Annotated in this window: 22 protein-coding genes; 18 read left to right on the top strand and 4 right to left on the bottom strand. The window is 45.7% G+C overall.

Going from position 1 to position 18,935, the window contains the following annotated elements; all coding sequences use genetic code 11:
* The first annotated feature begins 604 nt into the window (after positions 1-604).
* From EPH95_RS02150 to EPH95_RS02120, 7 genes are all read left to right on the top strand, one after another.
* The gene (locus EPH95_RS02150; RefSeq protein WP_227004013.1) at positions 605-1,300 is read left to right on the top strand and encodes a DUF421 domain-containing protein; all 696 of its coding nucleotides are present in this window, start codon (positions 605-607) and stop codon (positions 1,298-1,300) included.
* A 46-nt stretch (positions 1,301-1,346) separates the two neighbouring features.
* On the top strand, positions 1,347-1,466 hold the full coding sequence (locus EPH95_RS02145) for an FbpB family small basic protein (protein ID WP_142086942.1): 120 nt from the start codon (positions 1,347-1,349) through the stop codon (positions 1,464-1,466).
* Positions 1,467-1,636: 170 nt separating this feature from the next.
* A complete protein-coding gene (locus tag EPH95_RS02140; protein ID WP_142086939.1) occupies positions 1,637-2,071 on the top strand; it encodes an acyl-CoA thioesterase in 435 nt (144 codons plus the stop codon).
* 7 nt (positions 2,072-2,078) lie between these two features.
* Positions 2,079-2,390, top strand: coding sequence for a hypothetical protein (locus tag EPH95_RS02135; RefSeq protein ID WP_142091444.1), 312 nt, complete (start codon positions 2,079-2,081; stop codon positions 2,388-2,390).
* 12 nt (positions 2,391-2,402) lie between these two features.
* Positions 2,403-3,224: an NAD(+) synthase gene (nadE, locus tag EPH95_RS02130; protein ID WP_142086937.1), complete on the top strand. Its 822-nt coding sequence runs from the start codon at positions 2,403-2,405 to the stop codon at positions 3,222-3,224.
* Positions 3,225-3,269: 45 nt separating this feature from the next.
* Positions 3,270-4,178, top strand: coding sequence for a homoserine O-acetyltransferase MetA (gene metA, locus EPH95_RS02125; RefSeq protein WP_142086935.1), 909 nt, complete (start codon positions 3,270-3,272; stop codon positions 4,176-4,178).
* Entirely contained in the window at positions 4,165-4,998 is an 834-nt protein-coding gene (locus EPH95_RS02120; RefSeq protein WP_142086933.1) for an alpha/beta fold hydrolase, read from the top strand. Before metA ends, EPH95_RS02120 begins: the two co-directional genes overlap by 14 nt.
* 39 nt (positions 4,999-5,037) lie before the next feature.
* Here the strand turns inward: EPH95_RS02120 and EPH95_RS02115 are convergent, their stop codons facing one another.
* Positions 5,038-5,352, bottom strand: a complete 315-nt coding sequence (locus EPH95_RS02115; RefSeq protein WP_142086931.1) for a YppG family protein — start codon at positions 5,350-5,352, stop codon at positions 5,038-5,040.
* Positions 5,349-5,729: an Hsp20/alpha crystallin family protein gene (locus EPH95_RS02110; protein WP_142086928.1), complete on the bottom strand. Its 381-nt coding sequence runs from the start codon at positions 5,727-5,729 to the stop codon at positions 5,349-5,351. The genes EPH95_RS02115 and EPH95_RS02110 overlap by 4 nt, the downstream gene beginning before the upstream one ends.
* A 146-nt stretch (positions 5,730-5,875) precedes the next feature.
* Here EPH95_RS02110 and EPH95_RS02105 point away from each other — a divergent pair, with 146 nt between their 5' ends.
* From EPH95_RS02105 to EPH95_RS02075, 7 genes are all read left to right on the top strand, one after another.
* Positions 5,876-6,823 carry a dipeptidase gene (locus EPH95_RS02105; protein WP_142086926.1) on the top strand — a complete coding sequence of 316 codons (948 nt, stop codon included), beginning with the start codon at positions 5,876-5,878 and terminating at the stop codon, positions 6,821-6,823.
* 118 nt (positions 6,824-6,941) lie between these two features.
* Complete coding sequence (locus tag EPH95_RS02100; protein WP_142086923.1) at positions 6,942-7,751, top strand: SurA N-terminal domain-containing protein; 810 nt, start codon at positions 6,942-6,944, stop codon at positions 7,749-7,751.
* Between the two features lie 495 nt (positions 7,752-8,246).
* On the top strand, positions 8,247-9,449 hold the full coding sequence (locus EPH95_RS02095; RefSeq protein WP_142086922.1) for a quaternary amine ABC transporter ATP-binding protein: 1,203 nt from the start codon (positions 8,247-8,249) through the stop codon (positions 9,447-9,449).
* Positions 9,433-10,272, top strand: a complete 840-nt coding sequence (locus EPH95_RS02090; RefSeq protein WP_142086920.1) for an ABC transporter permease — start codon at positions 9,433-9,435, stop codon at positions 10,270-10,272. The genes EPH95_RS02095 and EPH95_RS02090 overlap by 17 nt, the downstream gene beginning before the upstream one ends.
* 69 nt (positions 10,273-10,341) lie before the next feature.
* A complete protein-coding gene (locus EPH95_RS02085; protein ID WP_142086918.1) occupies positions 10,342-11,325 on the top strand; it encodes a glycine betaine ABC transporter substrate-binding protein in 984 nt (327 codons plus the stop codon).
* 79 nt (positions 11,326-11,404) lie between these two features.
* Positions 11,405-12,328, top strand: coding sequence for a glycine betaine ABC transporter substrate-binding protein (locus tag EPH95_RS02080; RefSeq protein ID WP_142086916.1), 924 nt, complete (start codon positions 11,405-11,407; stop codon positions 12,326-12,328).
* Positions 12,329-12,891: 563 nt separating this feature from the next.
* Positions 12,892-13,083 (top strand): hypothetical protein, encoded by a 192-nt coding sequence (locus EPH95_RS02075; RefSeq protein WP_142086914.1) that lies wholly within the window; start codon positions 12,892-12,894, stop codon positions 13,081-13,083.
* A gap of 75 nt (positions 13,084-13,158) precedes the next feature.
* On the opposite strand, the gene EPH95_RS02070 is transcribed toward EPH95_RS02075, so the two are convergent.
* Complete coding sequence (locus tag EPH95_RS02070) at positions 13,159-14,022, bottom strand: YitT family protein (RefSeq protein WP_142086912.1); 864 nt, start codon at positions 14,020-14,022, stop codon at positions 13,159-13,161.
* Between the two features lie 156 nt (positions 14,023-14,178).
* Between EPH95_RS02070 and EPH95_RS02065 the strand changes: the two genes are divergently transcribed.
* From EPH95_RS02065 to EPH95_RS02050, 4 genes are read left to right on the top strand one after another with little or no spacing between them, the layout of a single operon-like run.
* On the top strand, positions 14,179-15,537 hold the full coding sequence (locus tag EPH95_RS02065) for a D-serine ammonia-lyase (protein WP_142086910.1): 1,359 nt from the start codon (positions 14,179-14,181) through the stop codon (positions 15,535-15,537).
* A 58-nt stretch (positions 15,538-15,595) separates the two neighbouring features.
* Entirely contained in the window at positions 15,596-16,195 is a 600-nt protein-coding gene (locus tag EPH95_RS02060) for a helix-turn-helix domain-containing protein (RefSeq protein ID WP_160141548.1), read from the top strand.
* The gene (locus tag EPH95_RS02055; RefSeq protein ID WP_227004012.1) at positions 16,192-16,932 is read left to right on the top strand and encodes an AzlC family ABC transporter permease; all 741 of its coding nucleotides are present in this window, start codon (positions 16,192-16,194) and stop codon (positions 16,930-16,932) included. The genes EPH95_RS02060 and EPH95_RS02055 overlap by 4 nt, the downstream gene beginning before the upstream one ends.
* A complete protein-coding gene (locus tag EPH95_RS02050) occupies positions 16,929-17,228 on the top strand; it encodes an AzlD domain-containing protein (protein ID WP_142086904.1) in 300 nt (99 codons plus the stop codon). The genes EPH95_RS02055 and EPH95_RS02050 overlap by 4 nt, the downstream gene beginning before the upstream one ends.
* 44 nt (positions 17,229-17,272) lie before the next feature.
* Here the strand turns inward: EPH95_RS02050 and EPH95_RS02045 are convergent, their stop codons facing one another.
* Entirely contained in the window at positions 17,273-18,862 is a 1,590-nt protein-coding gene (locus EPH95_RS02045; protein ID WP_142086901.1) for a fatty acyl-CoA synthetase, read from the bottom strand.
* Between the last annotated feature and the right edge of the window lie 73 nt (positions 18,863-18,935).

Genomic DNA, 18,935 nt, shown 5'->3' with positions numbered 1-18,935 from the left:
TCCGCGCCAATCACCAGCCCAAACCAAGGAGGAATGGTATCTAACGGATGATAAAAGCGATAATAGCCACTGGAAGCACGTAACGATCCTCGCTACGGCAAAAATGTAGCGCAAAGGGATTTGATTTTCTGTTCTTTGACAACTGAATACAAGCTTAGGATAAAAACATTCAAAGGCATGTGCCTCTTATCCAGCTAAAAACAGGTCTTTTGATCTAACACTCAGCTCATCAGCACGGAAGATTTTGTTTTATTTTTTCGGCTAAAAAAATTGTGAAGTAATTCACGATTGGACGGAAATTCAATGAACATTTGGCCGGATTTTGAGTTGACAAATACACACGATCGGAAAGTATAATAAATCAAGTTTTTCTAATGAGTGGCAGGAGTTGTGATTCAGGTTCACGACATGGATTGCCCGAGGGTGTGAAAAAAGTCTAAGTCGAAGTGATATGAACGTGGGGCACGTTCTATTATCGATACAAACACAAAAAAATTTCACGTACCGTATTTTAACATGAATATTTCCCATCAAATCGTAAATGATGAAAGAGACATCATTGTTAGGATGGGATACAGGAATGGAAAACATAACCAATATATGGATGGGATCACAAGACTTGCCATTCTATAGTTTTATCGTTCGTGCAATCCTCGTATACATATATATCTTCCTCATGGTCAAGGTGATCGGTCAACGCTCCATGGCCAATATCGACCCGTTGGATTTTATTTTCGGCGTGATCATCGGGGATGTTGTAGGGGAAACGGTCTCCAGTGGAGAGGAAGAACTTACCGGCCCTTTCGCCGGGGCTGCTATGATCGCTTTTTTGCATTGGCTTCTCTCGTATGCTGGCCTAAAATGGCCTCGTTTTAGACGGGTGATTGAGGATGAGCCATTCATTATTATTGAAAAAGGCCGGATTCTGGATCATATGCTCAAAAGGACCAACATTACCATTGAACAATTACTCATGGAACTCAGGCAACATGACACTTCCGATTTAAATGAAATTGATTATGCGGTGTTGGAACCGAACGGGAACATTAGCGTGATCAAACGAAGTCCGTTTAATGCGGCCACAGCCTATGATATCGGGTTAACCCCTCAAAATAGAGGATACCCGAAAGTCGTTATCAGCGACGGGAAAGTCGTCCCCGAGAATATGGAAAAAATCATGACGCGTGCAGAGCTGGAAAAAGGAATCATTGATCATGGCTATAACGCCGTTGAAGAGATCTTTTTGTTGACGGTTAATGAAGCGGACGAATGGTATGTCACTCCGCGGCTGCGTGTATAAAAATTAAAAAATTCACCGATAATAGAAGAAAAAAGGAGGCGTTCCTGTGCGAAGAGTCAAAAATGTTCGTTTTGTCGATTTGTTGCGAGACAATCGTGAAGCGATCCTCAATGATCGTGAAGCCATGAACCGAATTGAAGAACGCATGGATGCCAAAAGAAAATAACACGCGCGCTGGCTGTCGTTATCTTGTTACAAGGTGAGGCGGCCTTTTTTATTTCTTTGACCCCTTTTTCTTGATTGAACGCTGATTGTTTATTATTCTAAAGAGAAAGCAGGCTTGTCATCAGGCTTTAAGAAACGAACAACTTTATTAGTGAAAGTAGGCGTATATGCTTGACAATAGCGTCCACCGACATTCAAGTACGATATGCGGAAACAGACCAAATGGGAGTTGTCCACCATTCTCAGTATTTAATATGGTGCGAGATAGGCCGTACCAAACTGATCAACGATTTGGGCTTTTCTTATGCAAAATTGGAAGAGAGTGGGGTGTTGGCTCCGGTAACGGAAGCAAATTTATCTTATAATAGAGCGGTGCGATATGGGGAAACCGTCCGTGTAGCATCATGGATCGAAGATTACGATAAAATTCGGGCGGTGTACGGCTATGCGATTTATAATGAAGATGAGCAATTATGCGTAAGCGGCACTACCACCCATGTGATCGTCGACCGTGAAAGTTTCCGTCCACGTTCCATGAAAAAACACTTACCGGAATGGCACGAGGTGTATGAGCGGGAAAAGAAACAAAAAGAAGGAAGCGAATAATGCCGCCATGGCTTTTGGAATCGATAAATACGAACTGAACAATTGGAAAGCGCGCGCGAAATCCGGCGAAATTGCCATCATCACCCATTATTGGTTGGATGAACGGTTTCCCGACTGTGATTCTGTGACGAAAGTAGCCTGTGGAAATTACCAAAAACTAGTACAATGGGGACGGGCATACGGATTGAGGGAGAAGTGGATTCATGAACGTGGGAAATTGTCCCATTTTGACCTCTTCGGGGATCATCAAAAACGTGTGCTGTTAGCCGAAGGGTTACATGGTCAATGGAAAAAATTTATAGATGATGAAGCTAGGTGAGGAGGCTGTGTAATGCAACAGGAAATTATACGTGCTTTAAACGTGCAACCGACCATCAACCCCGATGAAGAATACCAAAAGCGAAAAGAATTTTTGAAATCCTACGTTAACTATGCACGGGCAAAGGGTTTCGTGCTTGGCATATCCGGAGGACAAGATTCGACATTGCTGGGGAAAATGGCACAAGATGCAGTCAAAGAACTACGTGAAGAGGAAAAAGGGCATTATCAGTTTATCGCGCTGCGCCTTCCTCACGGGGAGCAGCATGATGAAGACGATGCCAACAAAGCACTCGCGTTTATTCAACCGGACCGTACAGAGACCATTAATATTCAACCGGCAGTGGATGCTTCCGCAAAAAGTTTTGCACAAACGTTTGATAAAGAACTAAATGATTTTCATAAAGGAAATACAAAAGCGAGGGAACGAATGAAGGTCCAATATGACGTGGCGGCCTCATTTGGGCTGCTCGTAATTGGCACTGATCATGCCGCGGAAGCGATTACCGGTTATTTCACCAAACATGGAGATGGAGCTTGTGACATCGTTCCTTTGTATGGATTGAATAAACGGCAAGGAAAAGAACTTTTACAAATGCTGGGCGCTCCTGCATCCACTTATAAGAAGACCCCGACGGCCGACTTGGAAGATGGGCGCCCCGGCCTTTCAGACGAAGAAGCATTAGGGATGACCTACGATGAAATTGATGATTTTCTGGAAGGAAAAAAAGTCAGCGACAACGTCGAGAACAAGCTGATTCATTATTACCGGGTGACCGAACACAAGCGGCGCACACCTGTCAGCCCTCAAGATGAGTGGTGGAAAAAGATATAAAAAATCCACTTTTCGATTGTAAAATAAAGGAGCATAGGAACAACGATGCCAATTAAAATTCCGAACGAATTACCCGCAAAAGATATATTGCAGCAAGAAAATATATTTGTGATGAACGAAAGGCGGGCGTATACGCAGGACATCCGCCCGTTGCATATCGTAATATTGAATTTGATGCCGCTGAAAGAAACAACGGAAACCCAGATTTTGCGATTGTTGGGGAATTCTCCATTGCAAGTGGATATTACTTTTGTGCACCCGAGTTCACACCGGTCAAAAAATACGTCACCTGAACATTTAGAAGCTTTTTATAAAAGCTTTGCGGATGTCAAAGACCAATATTTCGACGGCATGATCATCACAGGTGCACCGATTGAACGATTAGCTTTCGAGGACGTTGACTATTGGGAAGAATTAGTTGAAATGCTGGAATGGAGCAAAACCCATGTCACCTCTACGATGCATATTTGTTGGGGAGCGCAAGCGGCTCTGTACTACCATTATCAAATCCCCAAGTTTGAATTGCCCCATAAACAATTTGGTGTGTACAAACATGAAATTAAAGTGCAGAACAGCCCGCTTTTGCGAGGGTTTGATGACCAATTTTATGTTCCGCATTCACGGCATACGACGACGACGAATGAGGATATTGAAGCGGAAGACGGGCTGGTTGTACTGGCTGATTCGGAAGACGCGGGCGTATACTTGATTTCGGATTTGACCGGCAGCAAGGTATTTGTCACCGGGCACGCGGAATATGATGCTACAACGTTGCGGGATGAGTATAACCGGGATCGGGAGCGGGGGCTCGATACACAGGCTCCGACTGGTTATTTTCCGAGCGAAAATCCGAACAATGATCCGTTGCTTTTGTGGAGAGCACATTCCCATCTTCTCTTTTCCAATTGGTTAAACTATTACGTTTACCAAGAAACACCTTATGAGTTACGTTGACCACTATCCGGTTCAGCCGGAGGAGGTGAACGTTCAACACTATCCCGCGAGCAATAGCGATGCTCCTCGACGATTGTTCGTGTTGATTCATGGATTTATGTCTTCGGCATACAGCTATCAGGCAATGATTCCCGAATTACGCTTGTATGGCGAGGTCGTTACATTTGACCTTCCCGGGTTTGGCAAAAGCAAGAAAACATTGCGATACCACTATTCGTACGCACAATATGCAAAGACGGTAGATAGTATTATAAAGCCATATGTGACCGAGCAAACCGAAGTGGTCCCCGTCGGCCACTCAATGGGCGGGCAGATCGCCCTTCGTTTGCCAAAGACGATGTCCCGGCCGCCGAAAAAAATCGTTCTGCTTGCCAGCTCCGGTGGTATCGCCCGTCTTCCTTCTTGGTTGCGGACAGCGACATATCTCCCGTTTTTTTCTTTTTGGCTGAGGCGTTATATACGCAAACACGACGTCCGGAATATTTTGGATGAAGTGATCTATGATTCCTCCATGATTACGAACGAACACGTATACGCTTATGAAAAACCATTACGGGAAAAGGCGATGTACAAAGCGTTGGCAAAATTTATCCGCCACCGCGACAGCGATTTAACAAGAAAAGAACTCGCTGCTATTGACGTGCCAGTCCTTTTGCTGTGGGGAGAAGCAGACAGTATCGTACCGTTGCAAGTGGGAGAAAAGCTCGTGAGTGCCTTGCCTTGCGCGAGACTTGCCACGTATCCGGAAATCGGCCACCTTCTGTCGGAAGAAATGCCGGCCGAAACCGCAAAAGCGATTCAATCGTTCGCAGAGGAGTAAAGCGGACGAGCAAGACCGCTCCCCCGCGCGGACCGGTCTTCAATCTCGTGGCAAAAAGAAGGACGAAAGCTGTTTCACCACCGGCGAAACTTGTTGGTACGTTTTCACTGCTGTATCAATCGTTGTCATCGTCTTCTGTACATCGAGTTGACCAGTTTCATTCGTAAATCCTGTCATAATCCCAGAGACACCCGGCGGTTTCGGCTTTTTTCCAGCGTTTCCATAAAACGGATGCGGAGGTCCATGGGGAGGTCCGGAGATCGGCGGCAACGAGGGAGGATAAGGCCGTGGCGGGTACATATATGGTTCATCATAAAGAAACGGGCGCGGCCGGTACTGGGGATGATGGTTCATGAAAGCTCATCTCCTTTCAAGATATGAAAATAAATGTCCACATGATCATCGCAACAAACAATGGTATAGCTGCCCGGGTCGGCATACGCAGGGAGCGATGTACTCGTTTTACACTCCGTCCAAGCTTGGTAAGCGGAAACAAACCCCGTTGTTTCGTTTACTTGTTTTTCTTCCGTCGTTTGCTGAAAACGGACATGCAAATCTCGATGATCGATGTAAACGATTACGTTTTCCGCGCGCATACCTTTGATCGGGAAACGTATCCTCCAATGGTCCTCTGTATTTGTTTGAATCGGGGCAAGCGATGAGCTGAAAAAACCGGCATCATTCGTATACCAACGGCTAAAAACTTTTATCGGGAAAATGGAATTATGCATAGCGTCCCTACTTTCACATTCCTTCGCAGCAATCGCCAAGGGTTTATTCGCGCTAGGATAGCCTATGAACAGCAGTTGGAAAATGTTTGGGCGTCTATCACGTTTTATGAAAATAGAAGAATATTGCTAAAGGAGAAAAAGCGCATATGTATATCGCTGATGCACATTGTGATGCTTTGCTTCAATTATGGCATGACGGCGGCAAAGACTTCGCGACGGATCCGGCCGTAAGTGGAAATGCATTGAAAATGGGAGGCGTGAACGCGCAAGTGTTTGCCGTGTTTGATCCCGTTTATGACCGCCGTGATGATGGCTTCTCTATCATCCTGCGGCAATTGGATGTTTTCCACGAAAAGGTGCGAACGCATGGGCAAATCGTGCATGCTCCTGGAGAGCCATTGACGAAAAATGGAAAAACGAGGGCAATTGTCGCCCTTGAAGGTGCGGACGCCATTTCCGATGATTGGATGAAATGGAGGCTTTTAAAACGGCTTGGGGTAGAAAGTGCAGGTTTGACGTGGAATGAAGGGAACAGCCTAGCTGCGGGTTGTTTTGAACAAAAGGCACATGGACTGTCTAACAAAGGCGCAGCGGTCGTGGACTGGTTAAAAGCGGAAGGCATGATTTTGGATGGCGCCCATCTTAATGAGCAATCCTTTTATGAAGCCGTTCAACGATGCGGCACATTTTTTGTCAGCCATGCCAATGTACGCCGCGTGCATGACCATGTCCGAAATTTAACGAACGAGCAGTTGCAAATGATTCAAGAAAAAAACGGCCTCATCGGCATGACGTTTTTTACGTCATTCATAAACGGAGAAGAAGAAGCGTGGTTTGCTGATTTGGCTCATCATATTGACGAGATAAGTGGCCGGATTGGACCGGAATATATCGGTTTCGGCTCCGATTTTGACGGGATCCCCACCCCGATTAAGGGGTTGGAGGGCCCGCGACGCCTGCCGGCATTGATCGATTGGTTACTTAAACGCTATAAAGAAGAGGATGTAAAGCGCTGGGCAGGTGAAAACTTTCGGACATTTTATAATCAGCATATTGAAAAAAATGCATCGAACGTTCAAAGAGGTCGCCTTTAGCGTGTGTCACAAAATAGTCACAATGATGAAACAAGTTATAAATATGGGGGAAGGTTTGCAGGTTCTTCCTGTTTTTGTGTTATAATGCTCTCAGCCTCTGGTAGGAAGGAGATTTTGTGTGAAAAGAGTTTTAGTAACAAGTGGGCTGTCGTTTCTGCTGGCCATTGGACTGGCTGCTTGCAATGACGATGGCGAAGAAAATGGAGAAACGGGAGATACAGATAACGGAGAAGGCGAAGGGGAGGAGCAAGAGCAAGCCAGTGATGCGCTTCCGGAAGAGGAAATGGAAATGCCGGAGCCGGACATTGACTTAGAAGATGTTCCTGACCCAGTTGCCGAGGTAAATGAGGAAAACATCGAAAAAGAAGAATTTGAAGAGATGTATACGATGCAAGTGGAGCAGATAGCGCAAACCCAGATGATGGATATTACCGAAGATGAGGAACAGGACCAGCAATTTCGCGAGGAAATTGCAAACGAACTTGTAAGACAGGAGTTGCTTCTTCAAGAAGCTAATGAGCGCGGCATTGAAGCGGGCGAAGAAGACGTGAATGAGATGGTCGAAGAAATGGTCGAAGAATCCCCTATGGCGGAATCCACGGAAGATTTCTATGAAGCGATGGAAGAACAAGGGATGTCGGAAGACTATGTCCATGACATTGTAGCAGATGATCTTCGCATCGAGCAGCTGCTGGAAGAAGAATTCGGAGAAGTAGAAGTCAGTGATGAAGACATTGAGGAAATGTATGAAGAGCAAATCGCGATGATGGAAGAACAAATGGGCGATGAAATGGAAGAAGAACCGCCCGAGCTTTCTGAAATGGAAGATCAACTTCGCGCTGAAGCTGAACAAATGGAAAATCAAGAAAACCGCGAAGCATTAACGAACGAATTGGAAGAAGATGCTAGTATTGAAATACACGTTTAATAACGGATAGGAAGGCTTGCCGGATGGCAAGCCTTTTTAAAGGCAAAATCTTGTCAGTTTTTTTCTTATTTTAAAATAAATAGAAAGAACAAGAATGTTTTCAAATCATTTCCAAATAACTTACACGTATTTCGTCGATATTTAAAGATAAACGTAGAAAAAACAAAAAAAGACATGTTTATATATAATAAAGCATTTTATAAAAAGAATATGGGCAATAAATCCTTGTTGTACTATTTGTTTTTGACGTGAGAAAGGAGTATAGTATTTTAAGTATGATGCTGTGCGGCTGATAGATATTCAAATTACAATAGGACATAGGTAACGAGGATGAAGCGTACAAACATCTTCAAGAAAATAGGTAATATATCTTGATCAACGCTGGTGAACGTTTGATAAAGTTACTTGCACGAATATGTCCTTGCTTTGAAATTATCCTGGATGTTCCGGGCACCCTATCATTAAACAAAACTGATCGCCGAAGGAGTGAATTCATTGGCGAAGATCAAGGTTGAAAATTTGACCAAAGTATTCGGAAAAAGGCCGGATCGGGCCATTTCCCTATTAAAAGAAAACAAATCAAAAGCAGAAATTCTCGAGGAAACAGGTCTTACCGTCGGTGTAAACAAAGCATCGTTTGATGTCCAAGATGGGGAAGTGTTTGTGATTATGGGCTTGTCGGGGAGCGGGAAGTCAACGCTCGTCCGCTTGCTGAACCGTTTAATCGAACCGACTTCAGGCGCTGTCTACTTAAATGACGAAAACTTGGCGGAAATGCCTGAAAAAAAATTGCGGACGATTCGCCGCGAATCCATGAGCATGGTGTTCCAGAAATTTGGCCTTTTCCCCTTTCGCACGATTCAAAGCAATGTGGAGTACGGGTTGGAAATACAGGGCTTTGACCGGAGCGAAAGGAGCCAAAAAGCCATTGATGCCCTTAAACTTGTTGGCTTGGATGGATATGAAAACATGTATCCCGATGAATTATCGGGGGGGATGCAGCAACGGGTCGGACTTGCACGCGCCCTCGCTAACGATCCGGAAATTCTTCTAATGGATGAAGCGTTCTCGGCGCTTGATCCTTTAATTCGGAAAGATATGCAGGATGAACTGATGGATTTACAGGAAAACATGAAAAAAACAATTATTTTCATCACGCACGACTTGGATGAAGCGTTACGTATCGGAGATCGCATTACGATCATGAAAGATGGATCAATCGTCCAAATCGGAACGCCTGAAGAAATCCTTACGGAACCTGCCAATGATTATGTAGAAAAATTTGTCGAAGATGTGGATCGTTCCAAAGTGTACACCGCCCAAAACGTGATGTTAAAGCCCGAAACCGTTCAACCGGAGCGGGAAGGCCCGCGCGTTGCTTTGCAACGGATGCGTAAAGTGGGACTCTCAAGCATTTACGCTATTAAACGGGATCGGGAACTGTTGGGCATTGTTCACGCGGACGAGTTATCCAAACTTGTGGATGAAGGCAAAGATGATTTTATGGAAGTCATTAGAAATGACGTTCCAAGGGTGGAACTTGACACACCGGTATCAGAAGTTATCGATCTCATTACAAAAAGCAAGGTGCCCGCGGCTGTTGTGCAAGACGGGAAACTTCGCGGAATTATTGTCCGGAGTTCAGTGCTCGGTGCCCTGGCAGGAGGAGAGGTGAATACCAATGGATCTATTTCCTAGCATACCTCTCGCTGATTGGGTTGACAGTCTCGTTGATTGGTTAACGAACGCAGAAGTGATCTTCGATTCCATTGAAGCTTTTATCGGTTGGATACTGACTGCTTTAACGACGATCATGGACGTTGTCCCTATTCCGGTCGTGATCATCGGTATACCACTCATTACGTATTTCTTTGCGGGCCGAAAAGTGGGCTTGACGATTTTCGTCTTTTTAGGGTTATTGCTCATCGATAATCTCCAATTTTGGGACGATATGATTCTTATGCTTTCTATTGTTTTGGCCGCCACTTTTATCTCGATTTTGATCGGGATCCCGATGGGGATTTGGATGTCGAAAAGCAATACGGTCGAGGCGGTCATGAAGCCGATTTTGGACTTCATGCAGACGTTGCCGCAGTTCGTTTATTTGATTCCGGCGGTGGCCTTTTTCGGAATTGGCATGGTCCCGGGCGTTATAGCATCTGTCATCTTTGGAATGCCTCCAACCATACGCCTCACGAATTTAGGGATTAGAGAAGTATCTTCAGAGGTCACTGAAGCCGCGGACGCATTTGGATCTACGCCGTCGCAAAAATTGTATAAAGTGCAGTTGCCAATGGCCCGGACAACCATCATGGCGGGTGTAAACCAAACGATTATGTTATCCTTGTCCATGGTCGTTATTGCCTCGATGATCGGTGCAGACGGCCTTGGGGATGTTGTTTATACCGCAGTCGGACGAAATGATGTGGGCGGCGGTTTTGAAGCCGGTATCGCGATTGTTGTCGTGGCAATCATTCTTGACCGTTTAACGGCAGGATTCCAACTTAGAAAGAAAAAATAAAAGCACACTTCCCTGCCGCTGGCAGCGCGCAGGGGGGTTAATTAACATAATAAAAGGAGCGTGTGTTTAATGATTAAACACTGGAAACGTCTCGGTCTTGTCACTGGGCTTTCACTTACACTCGTTGCCGCCGGTTGCGGGGCAGATGAAGAAGGCGAAGAAGGCGCTGATGGCGACAACGGCGACGCCGAAGAAACAGAAGAGAATGGCGAGGACGCCGATGCAGATGAGGATGGCGAAGCAGCCGCGGATTACGGGGAAGAAGTTGACTATACCATTACCGGTATTGACGGAGGCGCAGGTGTTGTACAATCAACGGAAGACGCCATTGAAGATTACGAGCTTGACGAGTGGAACGTACAAACGAGCTCAGACGCAGCAATGATCCAGGAATTGGATAATGCTTATCAAAATGAAGAGCCTATTTTCTTAACCGGATGGACCCCGCATTGGAAATTTCAAGAATATGATCTAGAAATTCTTGATGATCCGGAACTTTCCTACGGCGAAGCGGAAAGTATCCATACAATTGCACGTGAAGGGTTAGAGGAAGACGACTCGGATGCGTTCCAAATCATTGACAGCTTCGAATGGGAAGAGTCTGATATGGAAGAAGTCATGCTTGAAATTCAAGATGATGTAGATGAAGCCGAAGCTGCCCAAAACTGGATAGATGAAAACGACGACATGGTTTCCGAATGGACAGACGGTGTGGATGAAAATGCAGGCGAAGGGGAGACCATCAGTCTTTCTCTAGTTGCCTGGGACACGGAAATTGCCTCCACAAATGTTCTGGCCCAAGTGTTGGAAAGTGTCGGCTATGATGTTGAAATGAACCAGGTAGAAGCTAATTATGTGTTTGCTTCTGTTGCCGACGGAGATGCTGATGCTTCGACAGCTGTATGGTTGCCGCACACTCATGCCGATTACCATGAGGATTATCAAGATGAATATGAAGATCTCGGACCAAACCTAGAAGAAGGTGCACAACTTGGACTAACTGTTCCGGCCTATATGGATATTGAATCGATTGAAGATCTTCAGGAAGAATAATAGCAGACATTGCAGCCCAAAGACGATGAATGTCTTTGGGCTGTGTTATATGTTTTAGGAAGGGAGCTCATGCCTAACGATGAATTGGAGACAGATTGGCACTGTTACCGGACTTTCGCTTATCCTTGCAGCGGCCGGTTGCGGGGCAGACGAAGAGGGAGAAAATGCCGCGGAATCCGACGAGGACGGTGATGCGGAAACGGGTTACGCGGAAGAATTGGATTATACGATTACAGGCATCGATGGCGGTGCCGGAATTATGCAAGCTGCTGAACAAGCACTTGAGGATTATGATGCGCTTGATGACTGGACATTGCAATCGAGTTCGGAAACCGCGATGATCGCTGAGATGGAAGAAGCCATCGAAAATGAAGAACCGATCGTTATCACCGGGTGGGATCCGCACTGGAAATTTGTCGATCACGACCTTAAATACCTTGATGATCCGGAAGGGTCTTTTGGGGAGCCGGAGGACATTGATACACTCGCCCGTCAAGGATTGCAAGAAGATGCCCCGGAAGCCTATGAAATCCTGGAGAATTTTGAATGGACAGCTGACGATATGGCAGAAATCATGTATGATATCGTCGTTGAAGGGGAAGAGCCACTAGATGCTGGGCAAACTTGGGTTGATGAAAATGAAGATGTCGTGAACAGTTGGACAGAAGGCGTGGACGAAGTGGACGGAGAAACGTTTGAAATCGTTCACGGCCCGTGGGAGACGGATACGTCCACGGTAGGCATGATGGTGCACGTGTTAGAAGACATGGGGTATGAAGTTGAAACGACCAATGTGGAGGCGAATTACATGTATCAAGCGATCGCTGACGATGATGCTGATGCCATGCTTGGCGCCTGGTTGCCGTACACACACGGCGATTACTATGAAGACGTGGAAGATGAAGTGGAGAATTTAGGCGCGAATATGGATGGGGAAGCGGCGCTAGGTTTAGTCGTACCCGAGTATATGGACATTGACTCCATTGAAGACTTGCAAGAATAAAATATAACAAACCAACCACCCGAGGGCTCGCGGATAACGCCCCTCGGGTTTTTTCTTTGTACTCGTCGGATGCAGCTACTCCGATGATGGATCTTGAGCGTTGAAATCCGGCGTCGTGCGTAAAACAACGACTTATGAAGACAGGCTGTTATCCTACAGATGGAAATAAAGCCATTTCCGTAAAACAGATCACCCTAAAGCTTATATCCAACGATCCGGCATTCTGTAATCAGAATGCTGTTTTTATGATGTGGGTAGAAGCACATTGTTATATAAAATCATATTTTTGTATTGACTGTATTATAACAATGGCTTACAATAAATTTAACAAACCATTCAAAGGGGATGATTCAGATGGCAAACACAGAGCAACGAACAGAGGAAAACCGCGAGGCTGTATCAGAACAGAAAACAGTTATTGAATTGATCAATGACTATCACGGCTAATTGCATGCAGCATAATATTTATTTTTTTCATTGTTTCCCACTTAAATAAGTGTGCCCTTTCTGTTCCATGTATGCTAAAATAATGAAAGCCCAATGAAAGTAGGGAGAGATGTACAATGGAAGAGAAAGAAAATTTATTTGATATCGGCGAAACCGTGAAATATGAGGGAGAACTGTTGAAAGTGATCGCGGAGCATGAACGGACGATTGTGGCCGAGTTCAATCGCTTTCCGATTCCGGAAAAAGAAGAAGAGTTTCCTTTTCAGCGAATTGTCATTCGTAAAGGCAAAGCGGAGCGAGTAGGCTGATTGAATAAGCTTTTTAAATTTCATCGCACAAAAAGACCTCCCGTAAAAAATGGGAGGTCTAAATTTTGGTCTGTGCTAATGAAGGTTGTTTTTGAATTTCCCCCCGTGCACTTCTTGGGCGTTCATCACGGTAATAAATGCTTCTTTGTCGATCTCGAAGACGATGGATTTTAATTTCATCACTTCCAAGCGGGTGACAACGATATACAATACTTCCTTGTCGCTATGGGTGAATGCTCCCTGTCCGTCCATAACTGTCAAAGAGCGCCCTAAGCGATGCACGATCGCGGAACTAAGCTGTGTATACTTATTGGAAACGATGACGACAGCTTTTGTCTCGTCGATGCCCTGAATGACTGCATCAATCGTTTTCGATGCTACGAAATAGGTGATGACCGACAGCATCGCCTGTTCCCATCCGAACACAAACCCGGCCCAGGTGAAAATAAAGATGTTGATAAACATGATAAATTCACCGACTGAAAACGGTACATTTTTTGTCAGTAAAATGCCGAGAATTTCTGTTCCATCAAGCGCTCCGCCGTAGCGAATGACGATCCCTATTCCTGCCCCGAGAATAAACCCTCCGAACAGCGTTGTAATCATCGGCTCTTGGATAAAAGTAGTAAATTGATGCAGCTGTTGCTCCGTGATCGCGAGAATGACAATCCCATACAAAGACGTCAAGAAAAAAGTCACGCCCACTTGTTTTAACCCAAACAATAAAAAGGGTATATTAATAACGAGCACGAGAACTCCGAAGCCTAAGCCGGTAAGTTCATTTAATATTAACGAGACGCCGATGACCCCGCCGTCAATAACGGCATTCGGGATTAAAAAAAGTTGAATCGCGATGGCAGTTAAAATAGCGCCGCACGTTACCATAAAACAACGATACGTGAAACGGGCAATGCCTTCCTTTCGTTTTGTTGAAAACATGGCAGACGACCTCACAAATATTTATTCGCATAAAACTTTGCCGTTTGAGACAAGCCCTCTCATTCGAATATATTGCTGACATATGGAAAAAATGCCTCTTTTCACGTAAATGGCTGCAGCTGTCATCTCATCACGGGCACACGAAGGAGTTTTATTATGGAGCAGCAAACCATCCATGGGCACACGTTGGAAGAATGGATCGATCGTCATCCCGCCCTTGACCGAATCACGCGGGCAAAAGAAGTCGTCTGGTTAAATCCGAAATACCAATCGTTCAAGGATGTTCGTGCATCCCTGTCGCTATCTTTGGAAGACATAGAAGAAGCGGCAGCCAGATTCAGGCGTTTTCAACCTTTAATCGCAACATTATTCCCGGAAACAGTGGAGGACAAGGGTTTGATTGAATCGAGCATCATTCAAATTCCGGAGATGCAATCCGTTTTATCGAACCATTACCGGGCGGATCTATCCGGGAAACTATGGGTAAAAGCAGATCACCAACTGCCCATTGCCGGATCCATTAAGGCACGCGGAGGGATATACGAAGTGTTAAAGTTTGCAGAACACTTGGCATTGGAGCATGGGTTGTTGCAAACAAGCGATGACTACAGCTTGCTTGCCGGCAAGGACGCCCGCGCGTTGTTTCAACAATATGGAGTGATGGTTGGTTCAACCGGCAATCTCGGTTTGAGCATTGGGATCATGAGTGCGAAACTCGGGTTTAACGTAGAAGTACATATGTCCGCGGATGCTAAGGAATGGAAGAAAAAAAAGTTGCGGAGCGTGGGATCGAAGGTTATTGAACACGAGGACGATTTCTCCCGAGCTGTAACGGAAGGACGCCAAGCTGCTCAGGAAGATCCCCATGTTTATTTTGTCGATGACGAATGGTCGCGGGATTTGTTCATGGGTTACGCGGTTGCGGCGCTCCGAATAAAACAACAATTGGAAACCGCGCGCATTCAAGTGGATGAGGCCCATCCATTGTTCGTCTACTTGCCATGCGGGGTCGGGGGCGGTCCGGGCGGTGTAACCTTTGGGTTAAAACAAGTCTTTGGTGATGCGGTTCATTGTTTTTTCGCGGAGCCAACGGAATCCCCGGCGATGTTTCTCGGATTAATGACAGGGATGCATGAAAAAGTAAGCGTCGGAGATTTTGGATTGAGCAACCGCACAGCTGCAGATGGGCTGGCGGTGGGGAGGCCTTCAGGCGTCGTCGGAAAAATGGTCGAGTCCATGGTGAGTGGCATGTACACGGTGCGGGACGAACATCTTTATCAACTGTTACGGCAATTAAAGGACACTGAAGGGACGTATCTGGAACCTTCGGCGCTTGCCGGATTTCCGGGTCCTTACAACCTGATTGGAACGGCCGCGGGAAAAGAATACCTGAAGCAACAAGAACTCAATGACGAAAAACTTGCCAACGCCACGCATTTGCTTTGGGGCACGGGTGGCAATATGGTTCCGGAAGAAGTGAAACAAGCGGATTATCAATCTGCATTAAATCAATAATAAATAGAAGGCAAAAACGATTAAAAAACGTTTTGCCTTCTTTTTTGTTTCGTATATTGTGTTATTATTCAATATAATGAATGAAGTGGGGGTGGAATTGATCGACATCCACGAGCGGGTAGGGCAAAACTTGCAGCGAATCAGAAAAAGAAAAGGCTGGACGTTCGATAAAATTGCCGAACAAACAGGAGTCAGCAAAGGCATGCTATATCGGATCGAAAAAGGAGAAACCCAGCCGACGATCACGACGGTATGGCGGATTGCCACCGGGTTAAATGTGTCCTTTTCTTCTTTAATTAAACAAGAAGCGGAGGTCGTAACCGTCGCGGAACAAAGGCAAACCCCCGATTTGGAAGAAGACAACGGCCGCTGCCACTTGTTCCTTATTTTTCCATTTGATCCCGAGACAAAATTTGAAGTGTATACAATGATTTTGCGGCCTGGCGCCAATTATCACTCTCTTCCGCATCCTGAAGGCGTGCGTGAATACATTACCGTTAAATCCGGGGAGTTTGCTATAACTTTACACGAAAAAACGTATACGTTGGATGAAAAAAAGCATATTCAGTTTTCAGCAAATGTTCCCCATCAATATGAAAACCGTACAGATGCCGAAACCGTTTTACAACTCATCATGTATTATGCAGACGAGGGATGACAGCGATGAGAGAAGAACAACTACAGAGAGTCCCCACCGCAACGACGTATTCAAAAGATTATTGGCAGGGATTGAAGCTTGCTGTGCCGGTCATTCTCGGCTATTTGCCGATCGCGATTTCCTTTGGTGTGCTTGCTGTGCAGACGGGGATTTCCTTTTTTCACTCCCTATTAATGTCGATGACCGTTTATGCAGGGGCCAGTCAGTTTATGGCTTTGAATATGTTGGCGATCGGGACGGTCGGTTTGGAAATTGTTTTGGCCACGTTTATTTTAAACTTACGCCATTTTGTCATGAGCATTTCATTATTCAGCCGTCTCGAGCACATTCCGAAACGATGGCAAGCAGTGCTCGCCCATGGGATTACAGACGAAAGCTTCGCGCTTGCGTCAATGAAACGAGAAGAGCTTGGCTCTCGTCCAACAGCAGCTATCTATTTAGGCATTTTTTCCGGTGCGTTTGGGATGTGGGTCATTGGTACGGCAGCAGGTGCAATGATTGGAAATGTGGTGCCGGGGGCATTGAGTGATAGCATGGGAATTGCCTTGTATGCTTTATTTATCGGGCTGCTCGTGCCGGCCATTCGCGCGTATTGGAAAATAGGCATTATAGCTGCCGCGAGCGCCGGCCTTAGTTGGATTTTTTCCATGTATTTCTCGGAAGGATGGGCAATTGTGCTGGCAACGGTGATTGGAAGTTTTGCTGGGGTGTGGGTGTTCAAGGAGGCTGAAAAATGACGCTGACCCTTATTATTATCGCGATGGCGATTGTTACGTATTTGCCAAGAGTCTTGCCGGTCTTTATTTTAGAACATCTTCATTTTCCGGCATGGGTGAACAAATGGTTAAAGGCGATTCCATACGCGGCACTCGGCGCTTTAATTGTACCGGGAATTTTTACGGTAGAACCGGGCGCGCCGTTTGTCGGGGTTATAGGTGGCTTGGCCGCCGCTGTGATTGCTTATTTTAAAGGGCATATTATGATCGTCATTGTCGCGTCGATCGTTATTGCGTTTATAATACAACAGTTTTAAGCGGCAGCATGGCGGGGGACCCTGCCCAACTGCCGCCTCTCTTGTTATTTTGTCTCTTTTTGATAGTGGGCACGCAAGGAGCGTTTGAGAATTTTACCGCTAGGATTTTTCGGTAACTCATCGGTTATCTCAACAAATTTAGGTACTTTATATTTGGCTAACGTGCCCCGGCAAAATTCGATTACCTCCTCTTTTTTCAATGTAGCGTTTGGTTTGGGAACGATAATGGCCATTGCCGCTTCGATCCAATAGGGGTCCGGAACGCTGACAACGGCAACTTCCGACACGTCCTCCATTTGATAAATTGCTTCTTCAATTTCACGGCTGGATACGTTCACGCCACCTGTATTAATCATATCTTTTTTCCGGTCAATGACCGTAATGTACCCTTCCTCGTCCATGACGCCAAGATCGCCGCTATGAAACCAGCCATTCCGAAAGGCTTCTGCTGTTTTTTCCGGATCGTGAAGGTAGCCTTTCATGGCATGAGGTGTACGATGAACAATTTCGCCGATTTCTCCGCGAGGGACCTCCCCATCATGCTCATCAACAATTTTCGTCTGTACGTTTAACGAGGGGACACCTGCCGAACCGAGCTTGCGCAATTGATCATCGGGTTGCAAAGCTGTCGCGAGAGGAGAAACTTCCGTTTGTCCATAAAAATTCCAAAAGCGGGCGTTCGGCAAACGTTCGGAGAGTTCTTTTAAAACTTCGCGCGGCATGATCGCGGCGCCGTAATAGCATTTTTCCAAAGAGGACAAATCGCGTTTATCAAAATCAGGCGATCGTAGCAATCCAATCCACACGGTTGGCGGGCAAAACAGTTGACTCGCTTTCTTATTTTCAATCGTTTCCAAAATAAGATCCGGTTTTGCTGCTTCCAGGATGATACAGGTTGCCCCTACATAAATGCTGGGACCGAGAAAGACGTGGAGTTGGGCACAATGATAGAGTGGCATCGCTTGAATCGCCATGTCCTTTGGTTCCATATGGCCATCAATCACACAACTCACATATTCGCTGATAATGCTTTTATGGGAAAGCATGACCCCTTTTGGTTTAGACTCGGTTCCGCTCGTGTAGAGTACGTGGGCAAGATCATCATCATCGATGTCTGCCTCAACAAAATCTTTAGGCTTTCCTGCCCGGCCTTTAGCTAAGGCTATCCATCCGTGAAAGCTCTCCGATGCCTCCGTATCCATTAAATAACGATGGTTGATTTCCAGTCTTTCAGCTGATTGATCCAATACTTGGGCATATTCGGAAGATGCAATCATTCCACTCACTTCGGCGTGTTCTAAAATATACTGCACATCGTCGATGGAGAGCATATAGTTGATGGGAATCATCACCGCTCCGATACGGGCCAGGGCAAATTTTACGATGACAAAATCAAGGCTGTTTTTGGACATGACACTAATCATATCGCCTTTGCGTATGCCGTCACCAATGAATGCGTGCGCCGTCTGGTTCACGGCATCATCCAGCTCGGCGTAATTGAGTTTTTGCTCCCCATAAATGATGGCAAGTTTGTTCGGCATCCGCTCGCGAGTTCTGGCCAACAAATCTCCAAGTGTTTGTCGCCTCGCCCAAGCCAATGTTTTGTCCAATTCCTGCATTGTACCCGCTTTCATATAACCCCTCCAGTAGATGAAAATCTATAATTAGTGTAATTCAGAAAAATATAATAGGCAAGTTTTATGGGAT

The organism is Salicibibacter halophilus, from assembly GCF_006740705.1.
Classification (GTDB): domain Bacteria; phylum Bacillota; class Bacilli; order Bacillales; family Marinococcaceae; genus Salicibibacter; species Salicibibacter halophilus.
This window is presented reverse-complemented; position numbering and strand designations above follow the sequence as displayed.